Genomic DNA, 18,139 nt, shown 5'->3' with positions numbered 1-18,139 from the left:
GTCAGTCGGCCTCCCGCTGCGGCCGGGCGTCCCGGACCCGGCGCAGCGCCCGGGACCGGCGGGTCATCGCGGTGACCGCGCCGATCACCGCCGCCCCGCCCAGCACCAGGACGGTGACCGGCAGCACCACCCTGCCGTTCACCTCCCGGCCGTTCAGCGAGGCGATCAGGTAGAGCACCGCCAGGGTGCCGAACAGCAGACCCGCGATCAGCGAGAACGGGTCGATCGGGTGCTTCCTCACGACTGCACCACCTGGAGGTCGCCGAGGCCCACGGACAGGGTGAGGTCGAGCGTCCCCCGGGACGCCCGGCCGTTGGTCGGGTGCAACTGGTACTCCATGTCGTTGCCCACCCCGGCGGACAGGTGGCGGTCGGCGACCTGGATCTCGCCCAGGCCGTTCTTCAGGGTGAGCCGGACCTCCACGTCGCCCGGCACGGTGACCTGGAGGTCACCGGCGCCGAGCCGGACGGCACTGGTCACGGTGGTGCCGGCCGGGTCGAAGTCGGTCAGGTCGAGCTTGAGGTCGCCCAGGCCCAGCACGTACTCCGGGCGCACCTCGGTGACCGAGGTGGGCGCCCAGTACCGGTCCCCGACACTGGCGTTCAGCGTGTGGTCGGTGCCGGAGGTGGCGGCCAGCAGCAGCACCAGCAGGCCGGCCGGCACCACCAGGCCCCGGGCCCGGCCGTAGCGGGCGCCGAGCAGCAGCGCGACCGCGATCCCGGCCAGCGCGGCGGCCAGCACGGTGGAGAGCAGCACCTGCCCGCCCTGACGGTCCGTCACCAGCCAGGCCAGCGTGCCGCCCAGACCGGCCAGCAGCAGGCCGACCGGGGCCAGCAGGTTCGGCCCCCGGTGCACCGTCCGCCCGGCCGGGCGGACGGTGCACCGGGGGGGCTCCGGCGGCTCGGGCAGCGGGCCGTCGGCCTTGCGCAGCGGATCGCCCTCCGGCAGGTCGGTCCGCTGCCACCAGGGCTGCGCCGGGGCGCCGGGCGGGGGCGTGGTGCCGTACGGATTGCGCTCCGGGTGGCGCGGGTCCCAGAGGTAGCCGCTCGGGCCGGCCGCCGGGGTGTCGGGGTGGGCCTTCCCGGTGCCGTGGCCGAAGGCGGTGCGCATCTGCTCCTCGTGCGCCCGCCAGGCCGCCTTCATCTGCTGCTCGGCCTGGCCCCACCAGGCCGCCCGGCCGGACGGCTCGGTACCCGACGGCTCGGTGTACGACGGGTCGGTGTACGCCGGGTCGTTGACGGTGCGCCAGCCGGGCGCGCCGCCGGTGGCGTCGTACGGGTGCCCGTGCTCGTCGGTCAGCCGGTCGTACGGGCCGCCGCGGCCCCGGCGGCGGCCCCGCACCCGGGGGTGCCGGCGGCGCTCGGGGTCGTACCGGACGGCCAGCAGCACCAGGCCGCCGAGCAGCAGGATCGGGAACAGCTGGCCGCCGTCGCCCATCGAGGAGAAGAAGACCCCGGTGCCGATCACGGTCAGCAGCACCGCGCCGATCGACTGACCGTCCACCCGGCCGGTCAGCACCCGCTGGAGCTCGGTCCGCCCGGTCTGCCCGTCCTCCGGCTCGCGCGGCACGATCAGCCAGGCCAGGCCGTAGAGGAAGAGGCCGAGACCGCCGGAGAGGCAGAGCACCGCGGTGACCACCCGGAACACCACCGGGTCGATGTCCAGGTGGCGGCCCAGGCCGCCGCAGACGCCGGCCACCACCCGGTGCCGCTCGCTCCGGGTGAGCGGCGGACGGGGCGGCTGCTCGGGCGCGGCGGCTCCGGCGGGCCCCGGCACGGTGGTCTGGTCGTCGGTCATGCCCACATCCTGGTGCTTGCGGGGCCGCAGCCCAACCGGCGGGGGCCCGGTGCGTACCCTGATCTGTCCCTGAGACGGCTTCGGGGTGGCACCCTGATGCGCGCGGGGGCGCGCCCGTGTGACCATTCGGGGCGTGGCAGCCCCCGGTACCGATCCCAGAGCCCTCGACGGCCCCTACCCCGCTGACGGCGCGTCAGCCGACGGCGACGTCGAGCGTCCGCCCTACCGGCGGCTCTACCGCAGCCGGCACGGCCGGATCCTCGGCGGTGTCGCGCACGGGCTGGCGGTGCACCTGGGGCTGCCGGTGGCCTGGGTGCGGGTCGCCTTCGTGCTGCTGTTCTTCGCCCAGGGCATCGGGGTGCTGCTCTACGCGGCCTTCTGGTTCGTGGTGCCGATCGGCATCGGCGAGCCGGCCGGCGGCGGCCCGCGCTGGCTGTACGTCAACGGCCGCTTCGTGCCCGCGGACGCGGTGGTCGGGGGTGGTGAGGAGCTGCGCAAGGGGCGCCCGGCCCGGCTCGGCCGCCTGCGCGAGCTGCTCCAGCGCACCTTCCACGGCGAGGCGGCGGTGGCCGCCGGGGCGGCCGAGGGGCGGCCCGGCACGCCGCCGCGCGGCGGGCTCGGCCAGGTCTTCGCACTGCTCGGCCTGGTGGTCGGCATCATGGCGCTGCTCAGCGCGCTGAACATCCAGCCGGCCAAGCCGTACGTCTGGCCGCTGCTCACCATCGGGGTCGGCGTCGCGCTGGTCTGGCGGCAGGCCGACGACTCGCGCTGGCAGCGCTGGTTCGGCATAGAGGAGGGCACCCGGCGGCGGGCCGCGTACACCCGGATCGGGGCCGGGGTGCTGCTGGTGGTGGCCGGCACGGTGGCCTTCCTGATCCTCCAGGGCAACGGCTCGACCATCGCCTCGGTGGTGGAGGCCTCGCTCGCGGTGCTGGCCGGCGTGCTGGTGCTGGTCGGCCCGTACGCGCTGCGGATGTGGCAGGACCTGGGCGCCGAGCGGACGGCCCGGATCCGGGCCCAAGAGCGGGCCGAGATCGCCGCCCACGTGCACGACTCGGTGCTGCACACCCTCACCCTGATCCAGCGCAACGCCGACGACGCCAAGGAGGTGCTGCGCCTGGCCCGGGCCCAGGAGCGTGAGCTCCGGCTCTGGCTGTACCGCCCGGAGGCCGCCGCCGAGGCCGCGCCGGACACCCTGGCCGAGCGGATCCGCTCGGTGGTGGCCGAGGTCGAGGACCTGCACGGGGTCCCGGTCGAGCTGGTCTGCGTCGGCGACTGCCCGATGGACGAGCGGATCTCCTCGCAGATGCAGGCCGCGAGGGAGGCGATGGTCAACGCCGCCAAGTACGGTGGCGGTGGGCCGGTCCAGGTCTACGCCGAGGTGGAGGGGCGGACGGTGTCGGTCTTCGTCCGTGACCACGGCCCCGGCTTCGACCCGGACGATGTGCCCGAGGACCGGATGGGCGTACGCGAGTCGATCATCGGCCGGATGAAGCGCAACGGGGGCACCGCCAAGGTGCGGCCCGCGCCGGACGGCGGGACCGAGGTCGAGCTGGAGATGGAGAGGGCAGATGACTGACGCAGTGTCGGCTACGGGGGCGGCGGAGCCGGAGCGGCGGGCCCGGGTGGTGCTGGTGGACGACCACCGGATGTTCCGCACCGGCGTCCGGGCCGAGATCGGGCGGACCGAGCTGACCGGCATCGACGTGGTGGGCGAGGCCGACGACGTCGAGTCCGCGGTGCGGGTGGTGGCCGAGACCCGGCCGGACGTGGTGCTGCTCGACGTCCACCTGCCCGGTGGCGGCGGTGTCGAGGTGCTGCGCCGCTCCGCCCCGGTGATGTCCGACCCGAACGGGGTGCGCTTCCTGGCGCTCTCGGTCTCGGACGCGGCCGAGGACGTCATCGGGGTGATCCGGGGCGGGGCCCGGGGCTACGTCACCAAGACCATCACCGGCACCGACCTGGTCAACGCGGTCTTCCGGATCGCCGACGGCGACGCGGTCTTCTCGCCCCGGCTGGCCGGCTTCGTGCTGGACGCCTTCGCCGCCACCGACACCCCGCCGGTGGACGAGGACCTGGACCGGCTGACCCAGCGCGAGCGCGAGGTGCTCCGGCTGATCGCCCGGGGCTACGCCTACAAGGAGATCGCCAAGCAGCTGTTCATCTCGGTGAAGACGGTGGAGTCGCACGTCTCGGCGGTGCTGCGCAAGCTCCAGCTGAGCAACCGTCACGAACTGACCCGCTGGGCCACCGCGCGCCGGCTGGTCTGACCGTCCGGAGCGCCCGCCGGGGCCCGCGGAGGCCCGGCGGGCGGCGCCGCGGGGACTGCTCGGGCTCGGGCAGCGCCGTGGGGACCGCTCGGTCTCGGCCGGGTCGACCGGGCCGCCGGGGCCGGGCTCCGGGTACCCCGGGGGGACCGATCCGGGCTGAACCGGCCCGGTGGGCCCCTCATCCGCGGCCGGGGGCCGCAGGACCGGTTCTCCAGGGAATCCTCGGGCGGAAGCGAGCCCTTGCCGTTGGCGTATCTTGATCCATATGACCCAGGCCGCCTCCCCGAGCCCCCTGCCCGAGACCAGCGTCGACCAGGACGAGATCACCGGTGCGGCGGGCTCCCGACGGGACGGTGGGGGCGGCGACCGGCCCGCCGCCAGGGGGCCGCGCCGCTGGTTCCGGCCGACCCCGTACCGGATCACCGCGCTGCTCGCCCTGCTGGTCCTGGTGCCGATGTGCGTGGTCATGCCGTGGTCCGGTGACATCGGTCAGCACGCGTCGACCATCTGGCGGCTGCGCGAGAACCTGGGCGACCCGACCAGCCCGATGATCGACGTGCCCGGCGACGGCAGCCCGTACTTCTCGCCGTACCAGGTGGTCGCCGCACTGGTCTCGCTGGCCACCGGCTGGACCCCGCTGCAGGTCCTGCACGCGATGGCCGTGCTCAACGTGCTGCTGGTGCTGGCCGGCATCGGCGCGTTCGTGCGGGCGCTGACCACCCGGCCGTGGGCCCCGGTCATCGCGCTGCTCACGTACTTCTTCCTGTGGGGCACCGACGTCTCGGTGTGGAGCGGCTACGAGTCCTTCCTCTCCTTCTCGCTGGGCGTCTCCTACCCGAGCGCCTTCGCGGCCGGTCTGATGTTCCTGCTCTGGGCGGGCACGCTGCGGCTGCTCGGCCGGGTGCCGGGCAAGGAGCCGCTGTCGGACTCGCTCGCGGTCCGGATCCCGGCGCACCTCGTGGCCGGACTGACGCTCTTCGTCATCCTGCTGTCGCACCCCTTCACCGGCATCGTGGTCTGCCTCGGCCTGGTGGGCATCATCCTGGGCTCGATCCGCGGCCTGTCGCTGCGGGACTGGCTGCTCTGGTCGCTCTCCGCCGCCGTGCTGCTGGTCGGCATCCTGGCCTGGCCGTACTGGAGCCTGTTCGACCTGGAGCAGTCGGCGGCGCTCGACAGCATGCACCGCAGCCTCTACGAACGCCCGCTGAAGTGGTTCGGCCTGGCGCTGGTGCTCGGCCTGTTCGCGCTGGTCATGCGGTTCCGCCGCGACCGGCTCGACCCGCTGGTGCTCACCGCCGTGCTGATCGGCTCGGTCGTCGCGTACGGCTGGTTCAGCGGCCACTACAGCTGGGGCCGGGCCTACCCGGGCCTGATCGTCATGCTGCAGCTGGCCGTCGCCCTGGAGGTGGCCCGGGTCCCGGTGAAGGGCTGGTCCAGGCGCGCGTTCGCGCTGGTGGTGGCCGCCGCGCTGGTCTTCGGCCTCTGGGTGCAGGCCGGTGCGGTGTTCTACCTGGTCCCGAAGAAGTACTTCCCGACGCGGGTCGTCCACCACGTCCAGGCGTGGAACCCGTGGCCGGGCTACGGGTGGGCCACCAAGTACCTGGAGTACGGCGACGTCGTGATGGCCGCCGGCGAGCGCCCGCTGGTCCAGCTGCCGGCCTACGGCTACTACACGGTCCAGGCGGGGTACCCGGACCCGGCGGTGCCGCAGGAGCAGCTCGACGAGCGGGCCCGGGACACCTCGGCCTTCTTCTCCAGGGAGGCGACCGCCACCGAGAAGCGGAGGCTGGTGGACAAGTACCACGTCGAGTGGGTCATCGTCCGTCCGAAGGACGGTGTGGTGCCGAGCGGACCGGGGTTCACCCTGGTCACGACGAGTCCCCAGGGCGAGGCCCTGGTCAAGGTCACCGAGCCGTAGCCGGGTCCCTCCAGGAGGGCGTCCCGATGTCCGCCTCCGGAGGCCGGGGAGCTTGTCGGTGGCGGGCCATAGACTCGGAGGGCCATGAGTAGCCTCTTTGACGACCTTCCGCTCCCCGGGTTCGAGCTTCCGTCCGCCACCGGGTCGCAGCAGTCCTCCGCACACGAGCCCCCGGCCGGCGAGTACGGCGAGGAGCCGCCGGGGTACGGGGAGGAGCCGCCGTACGAGGAGGCGATCCCGGACGGGCTGTTCGAGCGGGACCACGCGGCCGAGGCCGAGCGGGACGCCTGGTACCGCAACGGCGCCGCCCGGACGGTGGTGGACCCGGCGCAGCTGCTGGAGGGGATGAACGACCCGCAGCGCGAGGCCGTGGTGCACGCCGGGTCGCCGCTGCTGCTGGTGGCGGGCGCGGGCTCGGGCAAGACCCGGGTGCTGACCCACCGGATCGCGTACCTGCTGGGCGCGCGCGGGGTGCAGCCGGGCGAGATCCTGGCGATCACCTTCACCAACAAGGCCGCCGGCGAGATGCGCGAGCGGGTCGAGGCGCTGGTCGGGCCCCGGGCCAAGGCGATGTGGGTGTCGACCTTCCACAGCGCCTGCGTGCGGATCCTGCGCCGGGAGAGCAAACTGCTCGGCTTCACCTCCAGCTTCTCGATCTACGACTCGGCCGACTCGCAGCGGCTGATGGCGCTGGTCTGCCGGGACCTGGACCTGGACCCCAAGCAGTACCCGCCGAAGTCCTTCACCTCGAAGATCAGCAACCTGAAGAACGAGCTGATCGACGAGGAGACCTACGCCGACCAGGCCGCCAACCCGGCCGAGAAGAAGCTCGCCGAGGCCTACTTCCTCTACCAGCGGCGGCTGCGCGAGGCCAACGCGCTGGACTTCGACGACATCATCATGACCACGGTGAACCTGCTCCAGGCCTTCCCCGACGTGGCCGAGCACTACCGGCGGCGGTTCCGGCACATCCTGGTCGACGAGTACCAGGACACCAACCACGCCCAGTACATGCTGGTGCGGGAGCTGAGCGGCGGCTCGGCCACCGCGGCCCCGAAGCGGACCGTGGACGGCGACTACGTGAACCCGGCGGAGGGCCGCCTCGCCGAGGTGCCGCCGGCCGAGCTCTGCGTGGTCGGCGACGCGGACCAGTCGATCTACGCCTTCCGGGGCGCGACGATCCGGAACATCCTCCAGTTCGAGGAGGACTACCCGAACGCCACCACCATCCTGCTGGAGCAGAACTACCGCTCCACCCAGACCATTCTGACCGCCGCCAACGCGGTCATCGAGCGGAACACCAACCGCCGGAAGAAGAACCTCTGGACCGCCGGGGACGACGGCGAGAAGGTGGTCGGCTACGTCGCCGACGACGAGCACGGCGAGGCCCAGTTCATCGCCGAGGAGATCGACCGGCTGACCGACGCGGGCGACGCCCGCCCCGGTGACGTGGCCATCTTCTACCGGACCAACGCCCAGTCCCGGGTCTTCGAGGAGGTCTTCATCCGGGTCGGCCTGCCGTACAAGGTGGTCGGCGGGGTGCGCTTCTACGAGCGCCGCGAGGTCCGGGACGTGCTGGCCTACCTGCGGGTGCTCTCCAACCCCGAGGACACCGTGCCGCTGCGCCGGATCCTCAACGTGCCCAAGCGCGGCATCGGCGAGCGGGCCGAGGCGATGATCGACGCGCTGGCGCAGCGGGAGCGGATCTCCTTCGCCCAGGCGCTGGTGCGGGTGGACGAGGCGTACGGGATGGCCGCGCGCTCGGCCAACGCGGTGAAGAAGTTCAACGACCTGCTGGCCGGGCTGCGCCAGGTGGTCGAGTCGGGCGCCGGGCCGGCCGCGGTGCTGGAGGCGGTGCTGGAGGAGACCGGCTACCTGGCCGAGCTCCAGGCGTCCACCGACCCGCAGGACGAGACCCGGGTGGAGAACCTCCAGGAGCTCGCCTCGGTGGCCCTGGAGTACGAGCAGGACCCGGGCGAGCGGCCGGAGGGCGACGAGGGGCCGCCGGTCGGCTCGCTGGCGGACTTCCTGGAGCGGGTGGCGCTGGTGGCCGACTCGGACCAGATCCCGGACGACGAGGACGGCGCCGGCGTCATCACGATGATGACCCTGCACACCGCCAAGGGCCTGGAGTTCCCGGTGGTCTTCCTGACCGGCATGGAGGACGGGATCTTCCCGCACATGCGGGCGCTCAACCAGGTCAAGGAGCTGGAGGAGGAGCGGCGGCTCGCCTACGTCGGCCTGACCCGGGCCCGGCAGCGGCTCTACCTGACCCGCTCGGTGCTGCGCAGCGCCTGGGGTCAGCCCTCCTACAACCCGGCCTCGCGCTTCCTGGAGGAGATCCCGGAGACGCTGGTGCACTGGAAGCGGACGGGCGCCTCGGCGGTGCCGGCCTCGCGCGGCTTCTCCTCGTCCTCCGGGAGCCGCAAGTCCGGTGGCGCGGCGGCGAGTTCGCCGAAGGCGGGCTGGGGTCAGTCGGCCCGCCGGGTGGTCGAGAAGGAGGTGGTGGCACTGGCGGTCGGGGACCGGGTGACGCACGACTCCTTCGGTCTCGGCACGGTGGTGGCCACCACCGGGGTCGGCGACAAGGCGCAGGCCACGGTGGACTTCGGCGGCGCGGGGCGCAAGCAGCTGCTGCTGCGCTACGCGCCGGTCGAGAAGCTCTAGGGGTCAGGTAGGGGTCGCCCCGGGCCGGGTAGGTGGTTAGGGTCGGTCCGACCCGCCCCGGGGCTGTGATTTTCCCCTCGCTTGGGGAGGGGTCTCCGCCAATCGGGGCGGGTGGCGCTACCCTCCCCTCAGGTTCAGTTATCGGTCGTTAACCGGAGGCAGTGATGGGTGTGTCAGGGCCGATCCGCGTGGTGGTCGCCAAGCCCGGTCTGGACGGGCACGACCGGGGCGCGAAGGTCATCGCCCGGGCGCTGCGCGACGCCGGCATGGAGGTCATCTACACCGGGCTGCACCAGACCCCCGAGCAGGTGGTCGACACCGCGATCCAGGAGGACGCGGACGGGATCGGCCTGTCGATCCTCTCCGGTGCGCACATGACGCTCTGCGCCCGGGTGATCGAGCTGCTCAGGGAGCGCGACGCGCTGGACATCAAGGTGTTCTGCGGCGGGATCATCCCGGACGAGGACATCGTCGAGCTGAAGCGGATGGGTGTCGCCGACATCTTCACCCCCGGCACCCCCACCCGGGACGTGGTGGCCTGGGTGGAGGCCAACCTGCGTGCGGCGGGCTGAGCCTGACGGACCGTGAGGGCTCCGGGGTCACCGACCCCGGAGCCCTCCGTCGTGCTCAGGAGGCGGCGGCCGGGGCCAGCTCGTCCAGCATGGCGGACCGGAAGCGGAGCGTCTCGGCCAGCCGGGCGAGGGTGTCGGCCCAGGCCGAGTTCGGCGTGGCGGCGGCGGCCAGCGCGGCGACGGCGGGCGCGGTCTCCGGGGAGAGCGCCCGCTCGGTCATGCCGAGCACCCCGCTGTGGCTCCACGGGTAGGAGCCGGAGGAGGCGGCCCGCTCCAGGGCCTCGACCACGGCCGTGCTGAGCGGTGGGGTCCACGGGGTGGCACAGGCACCGAGCAGTTGGAACGCCTCGCCCAGGCCCTGGGCCCCGATGAAGGCAGCCGTCCAGGCGGCCCGCTCGGCCTCGGGCAGCACCCCGAGCAGCCGGGCCGGGGCGCCCGTCGCCTGGGCCGCCGACCGGCTGCGGTCGCCCGCCCGGCCGCTCCGGCGGCCGACCGCGCCGGCGATCCGGGCGAGGGCCCCGGCCGGGCGCGGCGGCGGGCCGAGCAGCGCGCGGGCCCAGGCGGCGTCCCGCTGCCGGACGGCGGCCCGGGCCCAGGCCTCGTGCAGGTCCTCCCGCCAGTCGTCCGGCTCGTCCTCGGTGACCGGCAGTCGGAGCAGCTGATCCGGGGTCAGGCCGGTGTCGGCGGTCCACAGCGAGAGCGGCGCGGCGGCCAGCACCTCGCCGAACCACCAGGCCCGCTGCCCGCGCCCGGTGGGCGACTTGGGGGCTATCCCGTCGCGCTGCATCCCGGCGTCGCACTCGGCGGGCGGCCGGACGGTGAGCCGGCCCTGGTCGGCCGTGCCGACGGCGGCCCGGGCGCGTTCGGCCATCCGGGCGGCCAGGGCCGAGCCGGGCAGGGTGGAGAGCAGCTCGGCGGCGGTGGCCCGGACGTTCTTGCTGCGGTCGGTGAGGGCGGCCTCCAGGAAGGGCTCGTCGGCGAGCGAGAGGCTCTCGTGCAGGGTGTCCAGGAAGAGCAGCCGGTCCTCGGCCCGCTCGGTCGGCCAGGTCGAGGCGAGCAGGTCCAGCGCGGCGGCCGGGGCGGCGCGGCGCAGCCGGGCCAGCAGGCTGACCCGCTCGGCGAACAGGCCCTCCTGCCAGAGCCGTTCGTCCGGCTCCGGGGCGAGCTCCTCGGTGACGGTGCGGCCGACGTACCGCCACTCCTGGTTCCGCTCGGCCAGCCAGCGGCCCAGCGGGCCGGTCAGCGCGACCACGTCCGGCCGGAGTTCGGTCCGGGCGCGCCCCGCGTCCAGCAGGGCGGGGACGGCGGCGGCCGGGGCGCGGTAGCCGTGCCGACGGGCCGTGCCGAGCCACTGCGGGAGCAGCTCGCCCAGGTTGGCGGTGCCGTGGCCGCCGCCGTGGGTGCCGTGGCCGCCGAGCAGGACGGCCAGCCGCCGGGCGGCGTCCGGGGACGGCTCGGGGCGCGGGTCCGGCCCGGCCGGGGCGGGCAGCGGGACGGCCGGGTCGGCGGTGGCGCCCGCCCGGCGCCGGACGGTGGCCACGGCCGCCAGGTCGAGCAGTGCGGTGGCCGGGTCGGTGCGGTCCACCGGGACGTCGGCCGGGCCGGCCGGGAGCGGGCGGCGGTCGGTGCCGAGCAGGGCGGTGGTGGTCAGCTCCTGCCAGAGGTCGGTGGTCATCTGACCCTCCGTCGGATCGTCGGTCGGTCGCCGTGGACGTCGGTCGTCCCGGGGCGGTGCCCGTGGTCGGCCCGGGGGGTGTGGCGCGTGGTCACGTGGGGACGGGGCTGCCGGTCGCCCCACGGGCGGGGGAACCGGTCACGCCGGGGGTGCGGGGAGCCGCCCGGAGCGGGCCCCGGGCGAGGGCGGGCCGGTGGTGCCTCCTGCCGTTCCCCGGCGCCCCGGGGCGTCACTGGGTGAGCCCGGTCGGCCCGCCGTCCCGGGGCCAGGCGGTGACCGGGGCGAAGCCCCGGTGGCCGTACTCGCCGAAGACGGTGAGCGGGTGCCCGGCGGAGAGCGCGGCCAGCCGCCAGAGCGCGGACTCCGGGCAGCTGCCCGGGCGGACGGGCAGGCTGTGGTGACCGTCCGTCAGGCGCCAGCCCTCGGGGCCGAGGACGGGCACCACGTCCGCGAGCACCACCGGCCAGGAGGCCAGCCAGGGGTCCTCGGCGACCGCCCGGCCGTACGCGGCCACCGCCTCGCCCGGCCCGGTGCCGGCCGGGGCCGGGAGCTCGGCCTCCGGGCCGCCGTGCCGGGTGCCGAGCACGGCCCGGAGCGGGCGGGTGCCCGGGTGGTAGGCCAGCTCTGCCTCCAGCAGGTGGCCGGTGGGGAGGGCGAGGTCGGGGGAGCGGCCGGGGGCGCCGAAGGAGAGCAGCAGGGCCGGGCGGCCGGTCTTGGTACCGCGCAGCCAGGTGCGGCGGGTGGTCAGCCGGTCGTCGGCGGTGTCCCGGCTGCCCAGCACCAGCCAGCGGTCCCGGACGGTCGGTCCGGCGAGCAGCTCGGCGGTGTCGACCGGCACGCCGACCCGGGCCCGGACGGTGGCGGCCAGCGGCTCGGGCAGCTCGGCGGAGCGTCCGACGGCGCCGGCCAGCAGGTGCAGCAGGGCGTACTCGGAGAGCCGGTCGGCCGTCGGCGCGTACGCCAACTCCCGTACCTGGGTGGCCAGTCGGGGAGCCTGGGCGTCCACCATCCGGGCCGCCACCTCGTCCCAGCCGCCGGGCTTCTCCTCGGCCAGGCCGTGCCGGACCCGGTCGGCCAGCCGGAGCCGGAGCTCGGCGGCGCCGGCCGCGATCCGGCCGGCCCGGCGCTCGGCCCGGCGGGCGGCGGCGGCCGGATCGGCGGGTGCGGCCGGCGGCTCGGCCCGGCGGGCGGCGGCCTGCTCGCGCGCGTCGAGCCACTCGCCGGCCCACTCCGGCGGCGCCGACCCGGTGACCGCCGCCGGGTCGCCGCTCCAGAGCAGCAGCAGGCCGAGGGCGTGCTTGCAGGGGAACTTGCGGCTCGGGCAGCTGCACTTGTAGGCGGGCGTGCCGAGCTCGACCACGGTGCGGTAGGGCGTGGAGCCGCTGCCCTTGCACAGCCCCCAGAGCGCCCCGCGTCCGAGGCCGGTGCCGGACCACGGGGCGGGGGAGGAGAGTTTGCCGGCGGCCTTGCGGGAGGGCTGGTCGGGGGCGAGGGAGAGGACGTGTTCGGTGGTCCATCGATCCATGGGGACGACGCTAGGGCGGGGCACTGACAGCCGTTCACTCGAACTGGTGATCTGTCAGTTCCGGCGCCCCGACTGTCAGTCCGGGGGTGCATGGTGGTTCTCGCAGGGCGACGGGCCGCGGTCCGCCGCCGTCTGCCCGCGCTGGTAGCTGCCCATGTGAAGACGCCTCTGCACCCAGCTCGTCCCTCTCCACTCCCTTGCCACAGCTCTGCCCTGCGGCCGATCCAGAGGAGCTTTTGATGACTGCTCAGACCGAGCGCCAGGGTGCCCCCGAGGTGCTCCGCGCGCACGCCGAGGACGCCTTCGCCGCCGAGCTGGCCGCGCTCGCCGCGCAGGACGACCGGCCGCGCCCCGAGCGCTGGCGGCTCTCGCCCTGGGCCGTCGCCACCTACCTGCTGGGAGGCACGCTGCCGGACGGCACCGTGATCACCCCCAAGTACGTCGGCCCGCGCCGCACCGTCGAGGTCGCGGTGACCACGCTGGCCACCGATCGGGCGCTCCTGCTGCTCGGCGTGCCCGGCACCGCCAAGACCTGGGTCTCCGAGCACCTGGCCGCGGCGATCAGCGGGGACTCGACCCTGCTGGTGCAGGGCACCGCCGGCACCCCCGAGGAGGCCGTCCGGTACGGGTGGAACTACGCGCAGCTGCTCGCCCACGGCCCCAGCCGGGACGCCCTGGTGCCCTCCCCGGTGATGCGGGCGATGGCGCACGGGCAGATCGCCCGGGTCGAGGAGCTCACCCGGATCCCGGCCGACGTGCAGGACAGCCTGATCACCATCCTCTCCGAGAAGACGCTGCCGATCCCGGAGTTGGGCGGCGAGCAGCAGGCGGTCCGGGGCTTCAACCTGATCGCCACCGCCAACGACCGCGACCGGGGGGTGAACGAGCTGTCCAGCGCCCTGCGCCGCCGGTTCAACACGGTGGTCCTCCCGCTGCCCGGGTCGCTGGAGGAGGAGGTCGAGATCGTCAGCCGCCGGGTGGCCCAGCTCGGCCGCTCGCTCGACCTGCCGCAGCTGCCCGAGGGCGCGGCCGAGATCCGCCGGGTGGTCACGGTCTTCCGCGAGCTGCGGGCCGGTGTCACCGCCGACGGACGGACGAAGGTGAAGACCCCGAGCAGCACCCTCTCCACCGCCGAGGCCATCTCGGTGGTCACCAACGGACTGGCGCTGGCCGCGCACTTCGGGGACGGCGCGCTGCGGGCGGGGGACGTGGTGCCCGGGGTGGCCGGGGCGGTGCTGCGCGATCCGGGCACCGACACGGTGGTCTGGCAGGAGTACCTGGAGGGCGTGCTGCGGGAGCGGGACGGCTGGAAGGACTTCTACCGGGCCGCCCGGGAGAACGCCCGCTGAGCGGTGGCGGGCTGACGGCGCGTCGGGGGCACGTGTGCCGGGCGTCGTGCGGGTGAGCGACGGGGCGGTGGGAAGCGATCGAGGGGAGTACGGAATGAGTGCGGCAGAGGTCACGCTGCTCGGCGTCCGCCACCACGGGCCGGGCTCGGCCCGGGCGGTGGGAGCCGCGCTGGAGCGGCTGCGGCCCGACGTGGTGCTGATCGAGGGCCCGCCGGAGGCCGACGCGGTGGTCGGGCTGGCGGCCGACGAGGGGATGGTGCCGCCGGTCGCGCTGCTCGCGCACGCGGCCGACGACCCGTCCCGGGCGGCCTTCTGGCCGTTCGCCTCGTTCTCCCCGGAGTGGGTGGCGATCCGGTACGCGACGGGGGAGGGCGTGCCGGTCTCCTTCATCGACCTGCCGGCCGGGTACGGGCTGGCGCCCGCGCCGGCCCCGGTCGCCGACGCTCCGGGAACCGGCAGCGGGGCGCCCGCCGTGGAGACCCTCGACGCCCCGGACGGACCGGGAGTGCCGGGGGGCACTTCCGAGCCGTCCGAGGGCGCGTCCGAGGACGGGGCGCCGCTCGGGGAGCCGGAGGGGCGGCCCGGGGCGGAGGATGACGACGCGTCGGGCTTCGACCCGATCGGGGCCCTGGCGGAGGCGGCCGGGCACGCCGATCCGGAGGCCTGGTGGGAGGACGTGATCGAGCACCGCCTCCCGGGCACCGGCCCGGAGGCCGATCCGCTGGCCCCGTTCGCGGCCGTCGCCGAGGCGATGACGGCGCTGCGCGAGCGGCACCCGGCCGGGCGGCGGGACGAGCTGCGCGAGGCGTACATGCGGCAGGCCCTCCGGGCCGCCAAGCGGGCCGGCCACCGGCGGATCGCCGTGGTCTGCGGCGCCTGGCACGTCCCGGCACTGGCCACCCTGCCGACGGTCGCGCACGACCGGGCCCTGCTGGCGACGCTGCCGAAGAAGGCCAGGACCGAGGTCACCTGGGTGCCCTGGACGCACCGCAGGCTCTCCCAGCACACCGGCTACGGCGCCGGGATCGACTCGCCCGGCTGGTACCACCATCTGTTCACCGCAGGAGCCGGTGCCGAGACCGAGATCGGTGCCGACGCACCGTCAGGTCGCGGTGGGGAGGCGGACGGTGCCGCCCGGGTGCTCGCGCTCTGGATGACCAGGGCGGCCGAGCTGCTCCGCGCCGAGGACCACCCGGTCTCCTCCGCGCACGTGATCGAGGCGGTCCGGCTGGCGGGTACCCTCGCGGTGCTGCGCGGGCGTCCGCAGGCCGGGCTGCCGGAGACGCTGGACGCGATCCTCTCGGTACTCTGCGACGGCTCGGAGGTGGCGCTCCGGCTGGTCCGCGAGCGGCTGGTGCTCGGTGACGCGCTCGGTGAAGTTCCGGACGGCGCACCGACGGTGCCGCTCCAGCGGGACCTCGGCAGGCTCCAGCGCAGTCTGCGGCTCAAGCCGGAGCCCGAGCCGCGCGAGCTCGTCCTCGACCTGCGGAAGGAGAACGACGCGGCCCGCTCCCTGCTGCTGCACCGGCTGCGGCTGATCGGGATCGACTGGGGCAGCCGGGCGCACGACACGGTGCGCGCCACCGGCACCTTCCGGGAGAGCTGGAAGCTGCGCTGGCAGCCGGAGTTCGCGGTGCGGATCGCGGTGGCCGCCCAGTGGGGCACCACCGTGGAGGCCGCCGCCACCGGCCGGGCGGTGGAGCGGGCGGCCCGGGCCGAGGGCCTGCCGGAGCTGACCGAGCTGGTGGAGCAGTGCCTGCTGGCCGGGCTCCCGGCCGCCCTCCCGCCGGTGATGCGGGCCCTGGCCGACCGGGCCGCCCTCGACACCGACGTGGCCCAACTCGCCTCGGCGCTCCCCGCCCTGGTCCGCGCCCTGCGCTACGGCGACGTCCGGGGCACCGACGGGTCGGCCCTGGCGGCGGTGGCGCACGGGCTGGCCGACCGGATCTGCGTCGGCCTGCCGCCCGCCTGCGTCGGGCTGGACGCCGAGCAGGCGGGCCTCCTGCGCGGGCACCTGGAGGGGGTGCACGCGGCCGTCGCCCTGCTGACGGCTGACGATGCGGAGACCGACGGGCAGCCGACCTCCCCGGACGGCTCGGCCGTCGGCGCCCCGGACGTCGATCCGCCGGCCGGTGATGCGCCGGCCCGTGGCGGTCCGGTCGTCGACGGTCCGGCCCGTGACGTTCCGGGCGGTGCGGTCCCCGGTGGCGGCGGGCCGGACGCCTCCGGTGGGTCGGCCCCGCAGGCCCGGCCCGGCGGCTCGCTGGCCGACCGGTGGGCCGGGGCGCTGGGGTCGCTGGCGCGCCGTCAGCCCGTCGGCGCCGCCGGGGCGGGCGGGCCCGGGGTGTCGGGCGCGGTGCCGGGGCTGCTGCGCGGGCGGGCGGTGCGGCTGCTGCTGGACGGTGGCCGGATCGATCCGGCCGCCGCCGGGCAGCAGCTCGGCCTGGTGCTCTCGCCCGCCAACCCACCGGCCGACACCGCCGGCTGGGTGGAGGGCTTCCTGGCCGGCAGCGGCGTCCTGCTGCTGCACGACCCGGAGTTGCTCGCCCTGCTCGACCGCTGGCTGACCGGCGTGCCGGACGAGGTGTTCACCGATGTGCTGCCGCTGCTGCGCCGGACCTTCGCCGCCCTGGAGGCCGGAGTCCGCCGCACCGTCGGCGAGCAGCTGGCAGCCGGCCGGCTCGGCGCCGCCGCCGCTCCCTCCGGGCAGCCGGCGGACGAGCGGGTGGACGAGGAGCGGGCGGCTGCCGCCCTGCCGGTGCTCCGCCTCCTCCTCGGCCTCCCGGATCCCACCGCCGGGCCCGGCACCGCCGAGCTCGCTCCCGACGGCGGCAGCCGTCCCCGGATCCCCCGTCAGACCGACCGCAGGAGTGCCTGATGACGGGACCTCACCGCACGGTGGCCTGCCCCGGTCGCCGGGGCCGGCCCGCCGCCCGCTGCGCCGTACCGACCGCCCTCCGGGCCCGTCCCCGGATCCTCCGTCAGACCGACCGCAGGAGTGCCTGATGACGAGGCATCACTGCACGGTGGTCCGCCCTGGTCGCCGGGGCCGGCCCGCCGCCCGCTGCGCCGTACCGACCACTGCCCTCCGGGCCCGCCCCCGGATCCCCCGTCAGACCGATCGCAGGAGTGCCCGATGACGACCACCCGGCTCCCGGAGCAGCAGCCCTCGTCCACCGAGCGGGAGCGGCTGCGCCGCTGGCGGCTGGTGCTCGGCGGCGAGGCGGACGGCACCGGCTGCGCGCTGGCCGGGCGGGACGCCGCGATGGACGGTGCGCTGGCCGCGCTCTACCGGGGCGCGGAGGAGGCCGGGGCCCGGCCCCGTACGGGTGCGCCCCGGACGGCCGGGCTGGGCGGCTCCGCGCCGCAGGTGGCCCGCTGGCTGGGTGACATCCGGGAGTACTTCCCGACCTCGGTGGTCCAGGTGATGCAGCAGGACGCCATCACCCGCCTCGGTCTGGAGCGGCTGCTGCTGGAGCCGGAGATGCTGGAGGCGGTCGAGCCGGACGTGCACCTGGTCTCCACCCTGCTCTCGCTCAAGCACGCGCTGCCGGAGACCACCCGGGAGACGGCCCGGGCGGTGGTCGGCCGGGTGGTGGCCGAGCTGGAGCGCCGCCTGGCCGACCGCACCCGGACCACCCTCGGCGGGGCGCTGGACCGCAGCGCCAGGGTGAACCGCCCGCGCCACCGGGACATCGACTGGGGCCGCACCATCCGGGCCAACCTCTCCACCTACCTCCCGGAGTACCGCACGGTGGTGCCCGAGCGGCTGGTCGGCTACGCCCGGGCCCAGCGCTCGGTGAAGAAGGAGGTGATCCTCTGCGTGGACCAGTCCGGTTCGATGGCGCCCTCCGTGGTGCACTCCGCGGTCTTCGGGGCGGTGCTGTCCTCGATGAAGAGCCTCTCCACCCGGCTGGTGGTCTTCGACACCTCGGTGGTCGACCTGACCGAGCAGCTCACCGATCCGGTGGACGTGCTGTTCGCCACGCAGCTCGGCGGCGGCACCGACATCAACCGGGCGCTGGCGTACTGCCAGTCCCGGATCACCCGCCCCGCCGACACGGTGCTGGTGCTGATCAGCGATCTCTACGAGGGCGGCATCCGGGACGAGATGCTCAAGCGGGTGGCGGCGATGAAGGCCGCCGGGGTGCAGTTCGTCGCGCTGCTGGCGCTCTCCGACGAGGGGGCGCCGGCCTACGACCACGCGCACGCCGCCGCGCTGGCCGCACTCGGCTGCCCGGCCTTCGCCTGCACTCCGGACGCCTTCCCGGAGATCATGGCGGCGGCCATCGAGCGCCGTCCGCTGCCGGTCCCGGAAACCTGACGATCGGTCCTGCGGCGGGTGGGGGGAACTGACGGAGTGTCC

General features: G+C 75.3%; 13 protein-coding genes. 9 read left to right on the top strand and 4 right to left on the bottom strand.

Annotated elements, in window-relative coordinates; translation table 11 throughout:
• Position 1 precedes the first annotated feature (1 nt).
• Both ACIRBX_RS30065 and ACIRBX_RS30060 read right to left on the bottom strand, forming a co-directional pair.
• Positions 2 to 241 (bottom strand): hypothetical protein, encoded by a 240-nt coding sequence (locus tag ACIRBX_RS30065; RefSeq protein WP_402301654.1) that lies wholly within the window; start codon positions 239 to 241, stop codon positions 2 to 4.
• A complete protein-coding gene (locus tag ACIRBX_RS30060) occupies positions 238 to 1,797 on the bottom strand; it encodes a PspC domain-containing protein (RefSeq protein WP_402301652.1) in 1,560 nt (519 codons plus the stop codon). Before ACIRBX_RS30060 ends, ACIRBX_RS30065 begins: the two co-directional genes overlap by 4 nt.
• Positions 1,798 to 1,930: 133 nt before the next feature.
• On the opposite strand from ACIRBX_RS30060, the gene ACIRBX_RS30055 reads away from it, so the two are divergent.
• The 5 genes from ACIRBX_RS30055 to ACIRBX_RS30035 all read left to right on the top strand — a co-directional run bounded on the left by ACIRBX_RS30055 (position 1,931) and on the right by ACIRBX_RS30035 (position 9,224).
• Positions 1,931 to 3,376, top strand: coding sequence for a PspC domain-containing protein (locus ACIRBX_RS30055; RefSeq protein WP_402301649.1), 1,446 nt, complete (start codon positions 1,931 to 1,933; stop codon positions 3,374 to 3,376).
• Complete coding sequence (locus ACIRBX_RS30050) at positions 3,369 to 4,067, top strand: LuxR C-terminal-related transcriptional regulator (RefSeq protein WP_396296738.1); 699 nt, start codon at positions 3,369 to 3,371, stop codon at positions 4,065 to 4,067. The genes ACIRBX_RS30055 and ACIRBX_RS30050 overlap by 8 nt, the downstream gene beginning before the upstream one ends.
• Before the next feature lie 265 nt (positions 4,068 to 4,332).
• Positions 4,333 to 5,985, top strand: coding sequence for a hypothetical protein (locus ACIRBX_RS30045; RefSeq protein WP_402301646.1), 1,653 nt, complete (start codon positions 4,333 to 4,335; stop codon positions 5,983 to 5,985).
• 84 nt (positions 5,986 to 6,069) lie between these two features.
• A complete protein-coding gene (gene pcrA, locus ACIRBX_RS30040) occupies positions 6,070 to 8,652 on the top strand; it encodes a DNA helicase PcrA (protein ID WP_402301644.1) in 2,583 nt (860 codons plus the stop codon).
• 164 nt (positions 8,653 to 8,816) lie between these two features.
• A complete protein-coding gene (locus ACIRBX_RS30035; protein WP_402301641.1) occupies positions 8,817 to 9,224 on the top strand; it encodes a cobalamin B12-binding domain-containing protein in 408 nt (135 codons plus the stop codon).
• A 55-nt stretch (positions 9,225 to 9,279) separates the two neighbouring features.
• Here the strand turns inward: ACIRBX_RS30035 and ACIRBX_RS30030 are convergent, their stop codons facing one another.
• Together ACIRBX_RS30030 and ACIRBX_RS30025 are read right to left on the bottom strand one after the other, a co-directional pair.
• Positions 9,280 to 10,899, bottom strand: coding sequence for a DUF5691 domain-containing protein (locus ACIRBX_RS30030; RefSeq protein WP_402301639.1), 1,620 nt, complete (start codon positions 10,897 to 10,899; stop codon positions 9,280 to 9,282).
• 229 nt (positions 10,900 to 11,128) lie between these two features.
• Positions 11,129 to 12,424 (bottom strand): SWIM zinc finger family protein, encoded by a 1,296-nt coding sequence (locus ACIRBX_RS30025; RefSeq protein WP_402301636.1) that lies wholly within the window; start codon positions 12,422 to 12,424, stop codon positions 11,129 to 11,131.
• A gap of 239 nt (positions 12,425 to 12,663) precedes the next feature.
• Between ACIRBX_RS30025 and ACIRBX_RS30020 the strand changes: the two genes are divergently transcribed.
• The 4 genes from ACIRBX_RS30020 (at position 12,664) to ACIRBX_RS30005 (ending at position 18,097) form a co-directional block, all read left to right on the top strand.
• Positions 12,664 to 13,773 (top strand): AAA family ATPase, encoded by a 1,110-nt coding sequence (locus ACIRBX_RS30020; RefSeq protein ID WP_402301633.1) that lies wholly within the window; start codon positions 12,664 to 12,666, stop codon positions 13,771 to 13,773.
• 94 nt (positions 13,774 to 13,867) lie between these two features.
• A complete protein-coding gene (locus tag ACIRBX_RS30015) occupies positions 13,868 to 16,651 on the top strand; it encodes a DUF5682 family protein (RefSeq protein WP_402301631.1) in 2,784 nt (927 codons plus the stop codon).
• Positions 16,651 to 16,779, top strand: a complete 129-nt coding sequence (locus ACIRBX_RS30010; protein WP_402301628.1) for a hypothetical protein — start codon at positions 16,651 to 16,653, stop codon at positions 16,777 to 16,779. The genes ACIRBX_RS30015 and ACIRBX_RS30010 overlap by 1 nt, the downstream gene beginning before the upstream one ends.
• A 130-nt stretch (positions 16,780 to 16,909) precedes the next feature.
• On the top strand, positions 16,910 to 18,097 hold the full coding sequence (locus ACIRBX_RS30005) for a VWA domain-containing protein (protein WP_402301626.1): 1,188 nt from the start codon (positions 16,910 to 16,912) through the stop codon (positions 18,095 to 18,097).
• Positions 18,098 to 18,139: the final 42 nt, after the last annotated feature.

It is taken from the genome of Kitasatospora sp. NPDC096147 (assembly GCF_044763225.1).
In the GTDB taxonomy this organism is placed as follows: Bacteria; Actinomycetota; Actinomycetes; order Streptomycetales; family Streptomycetaceae; genus Kitasatospora.
This window is presented reverse-complemented; position numbering and strand designations above follow the sequence as displayed.

What these genes read in the sequence shown, in the direction of transcription:
- ACIRBX_RS30060 (WP_402301652.1), bottom strand. Translation starts at nt 1,797, where the DNA reads ATGACCGACGACCAGACCACCGTGCCGGGGCCCGCCGGAGCCGCCGCG.
- ACIRBX_RS30050 (WP_396296738.1), top strand. Translation starts at nt 3,369, where the DNA reads ATGACTGACGCAGTGTCGGCTACGGGGGCGGCGGAGCCGGAGCGGCGG.
- ACIRBX_RS30045 (WP_402301646.1), top strand. Translation starts at nt 4,333, where the DNA reads ATGACCCAGGCCGCCTCCCCGAGCCCCCTGCCCGAGACCAGCGTCGAC.
- pcrA (WP_402301644.1), top strand. Translation starts at nt 6,070, where the DNA reads ATGAGTAGCCTCTTTGACGACCTTCCGCTCCCCGGGTTCGAGCTTCCG.
- ACIRBX_RS30035 (WP_402301641.1), top strand. Translation starts at nt 8,817, where the DNA reads ATGGGTGTGTCAGGGCCGATCCGCGTGGTGGTCGCCAAGCCCGGTCTG.
- ACIRBX_RS30030 (WP_402301639.1), bottom strand. Translation starts at nt 10,899, where the DNA reads ATGACCACCGACCTCTGGCAGGAGCTGACCACCACCGCCCTGCTCGGC.
- ACIRBX_RS30025 (WP_402301636.1), bottom strand. Translation starts at nt 12,424, where the DNA reads ATGGATCGATGGACCACCGAACACGTCCTCTCCCTCGCCCCCGACCAG.
- ACIRBX_RS30020 (WP_402301633.1), top strand. Translation starts at nt 12,664, where the DNA reads ATGACTGCTCAGACCGAGCGCCAGGGTGCCCCCGAGGTGCTCCGCGCG.
- ACIRBX_RS30015 (WP_402301631.1), top strand. Translation starts at nt 13,868, where the DNA reads ATGAGTGCGGCAGAGGTCACGCTGCTCGGCGTCCGCCACCACGGGCCG.
- ACIRBX_RS30010 (WP_402301628.1), top strand. Translation starts at nt 16,651, where the DNA reads ATGACGGGACCTCACCGCACGGTGGCCTGCCCCGGTCGCCGGGGCCGG.
- ACIRBX_RS30005 (WP_402301626.1), top strand. Translation starts at nt 16,910, where the DNA reads ATGACGACCACCCGGCTCCCGGAGCAGCAGCCCTCGTCCACCGAGCGG.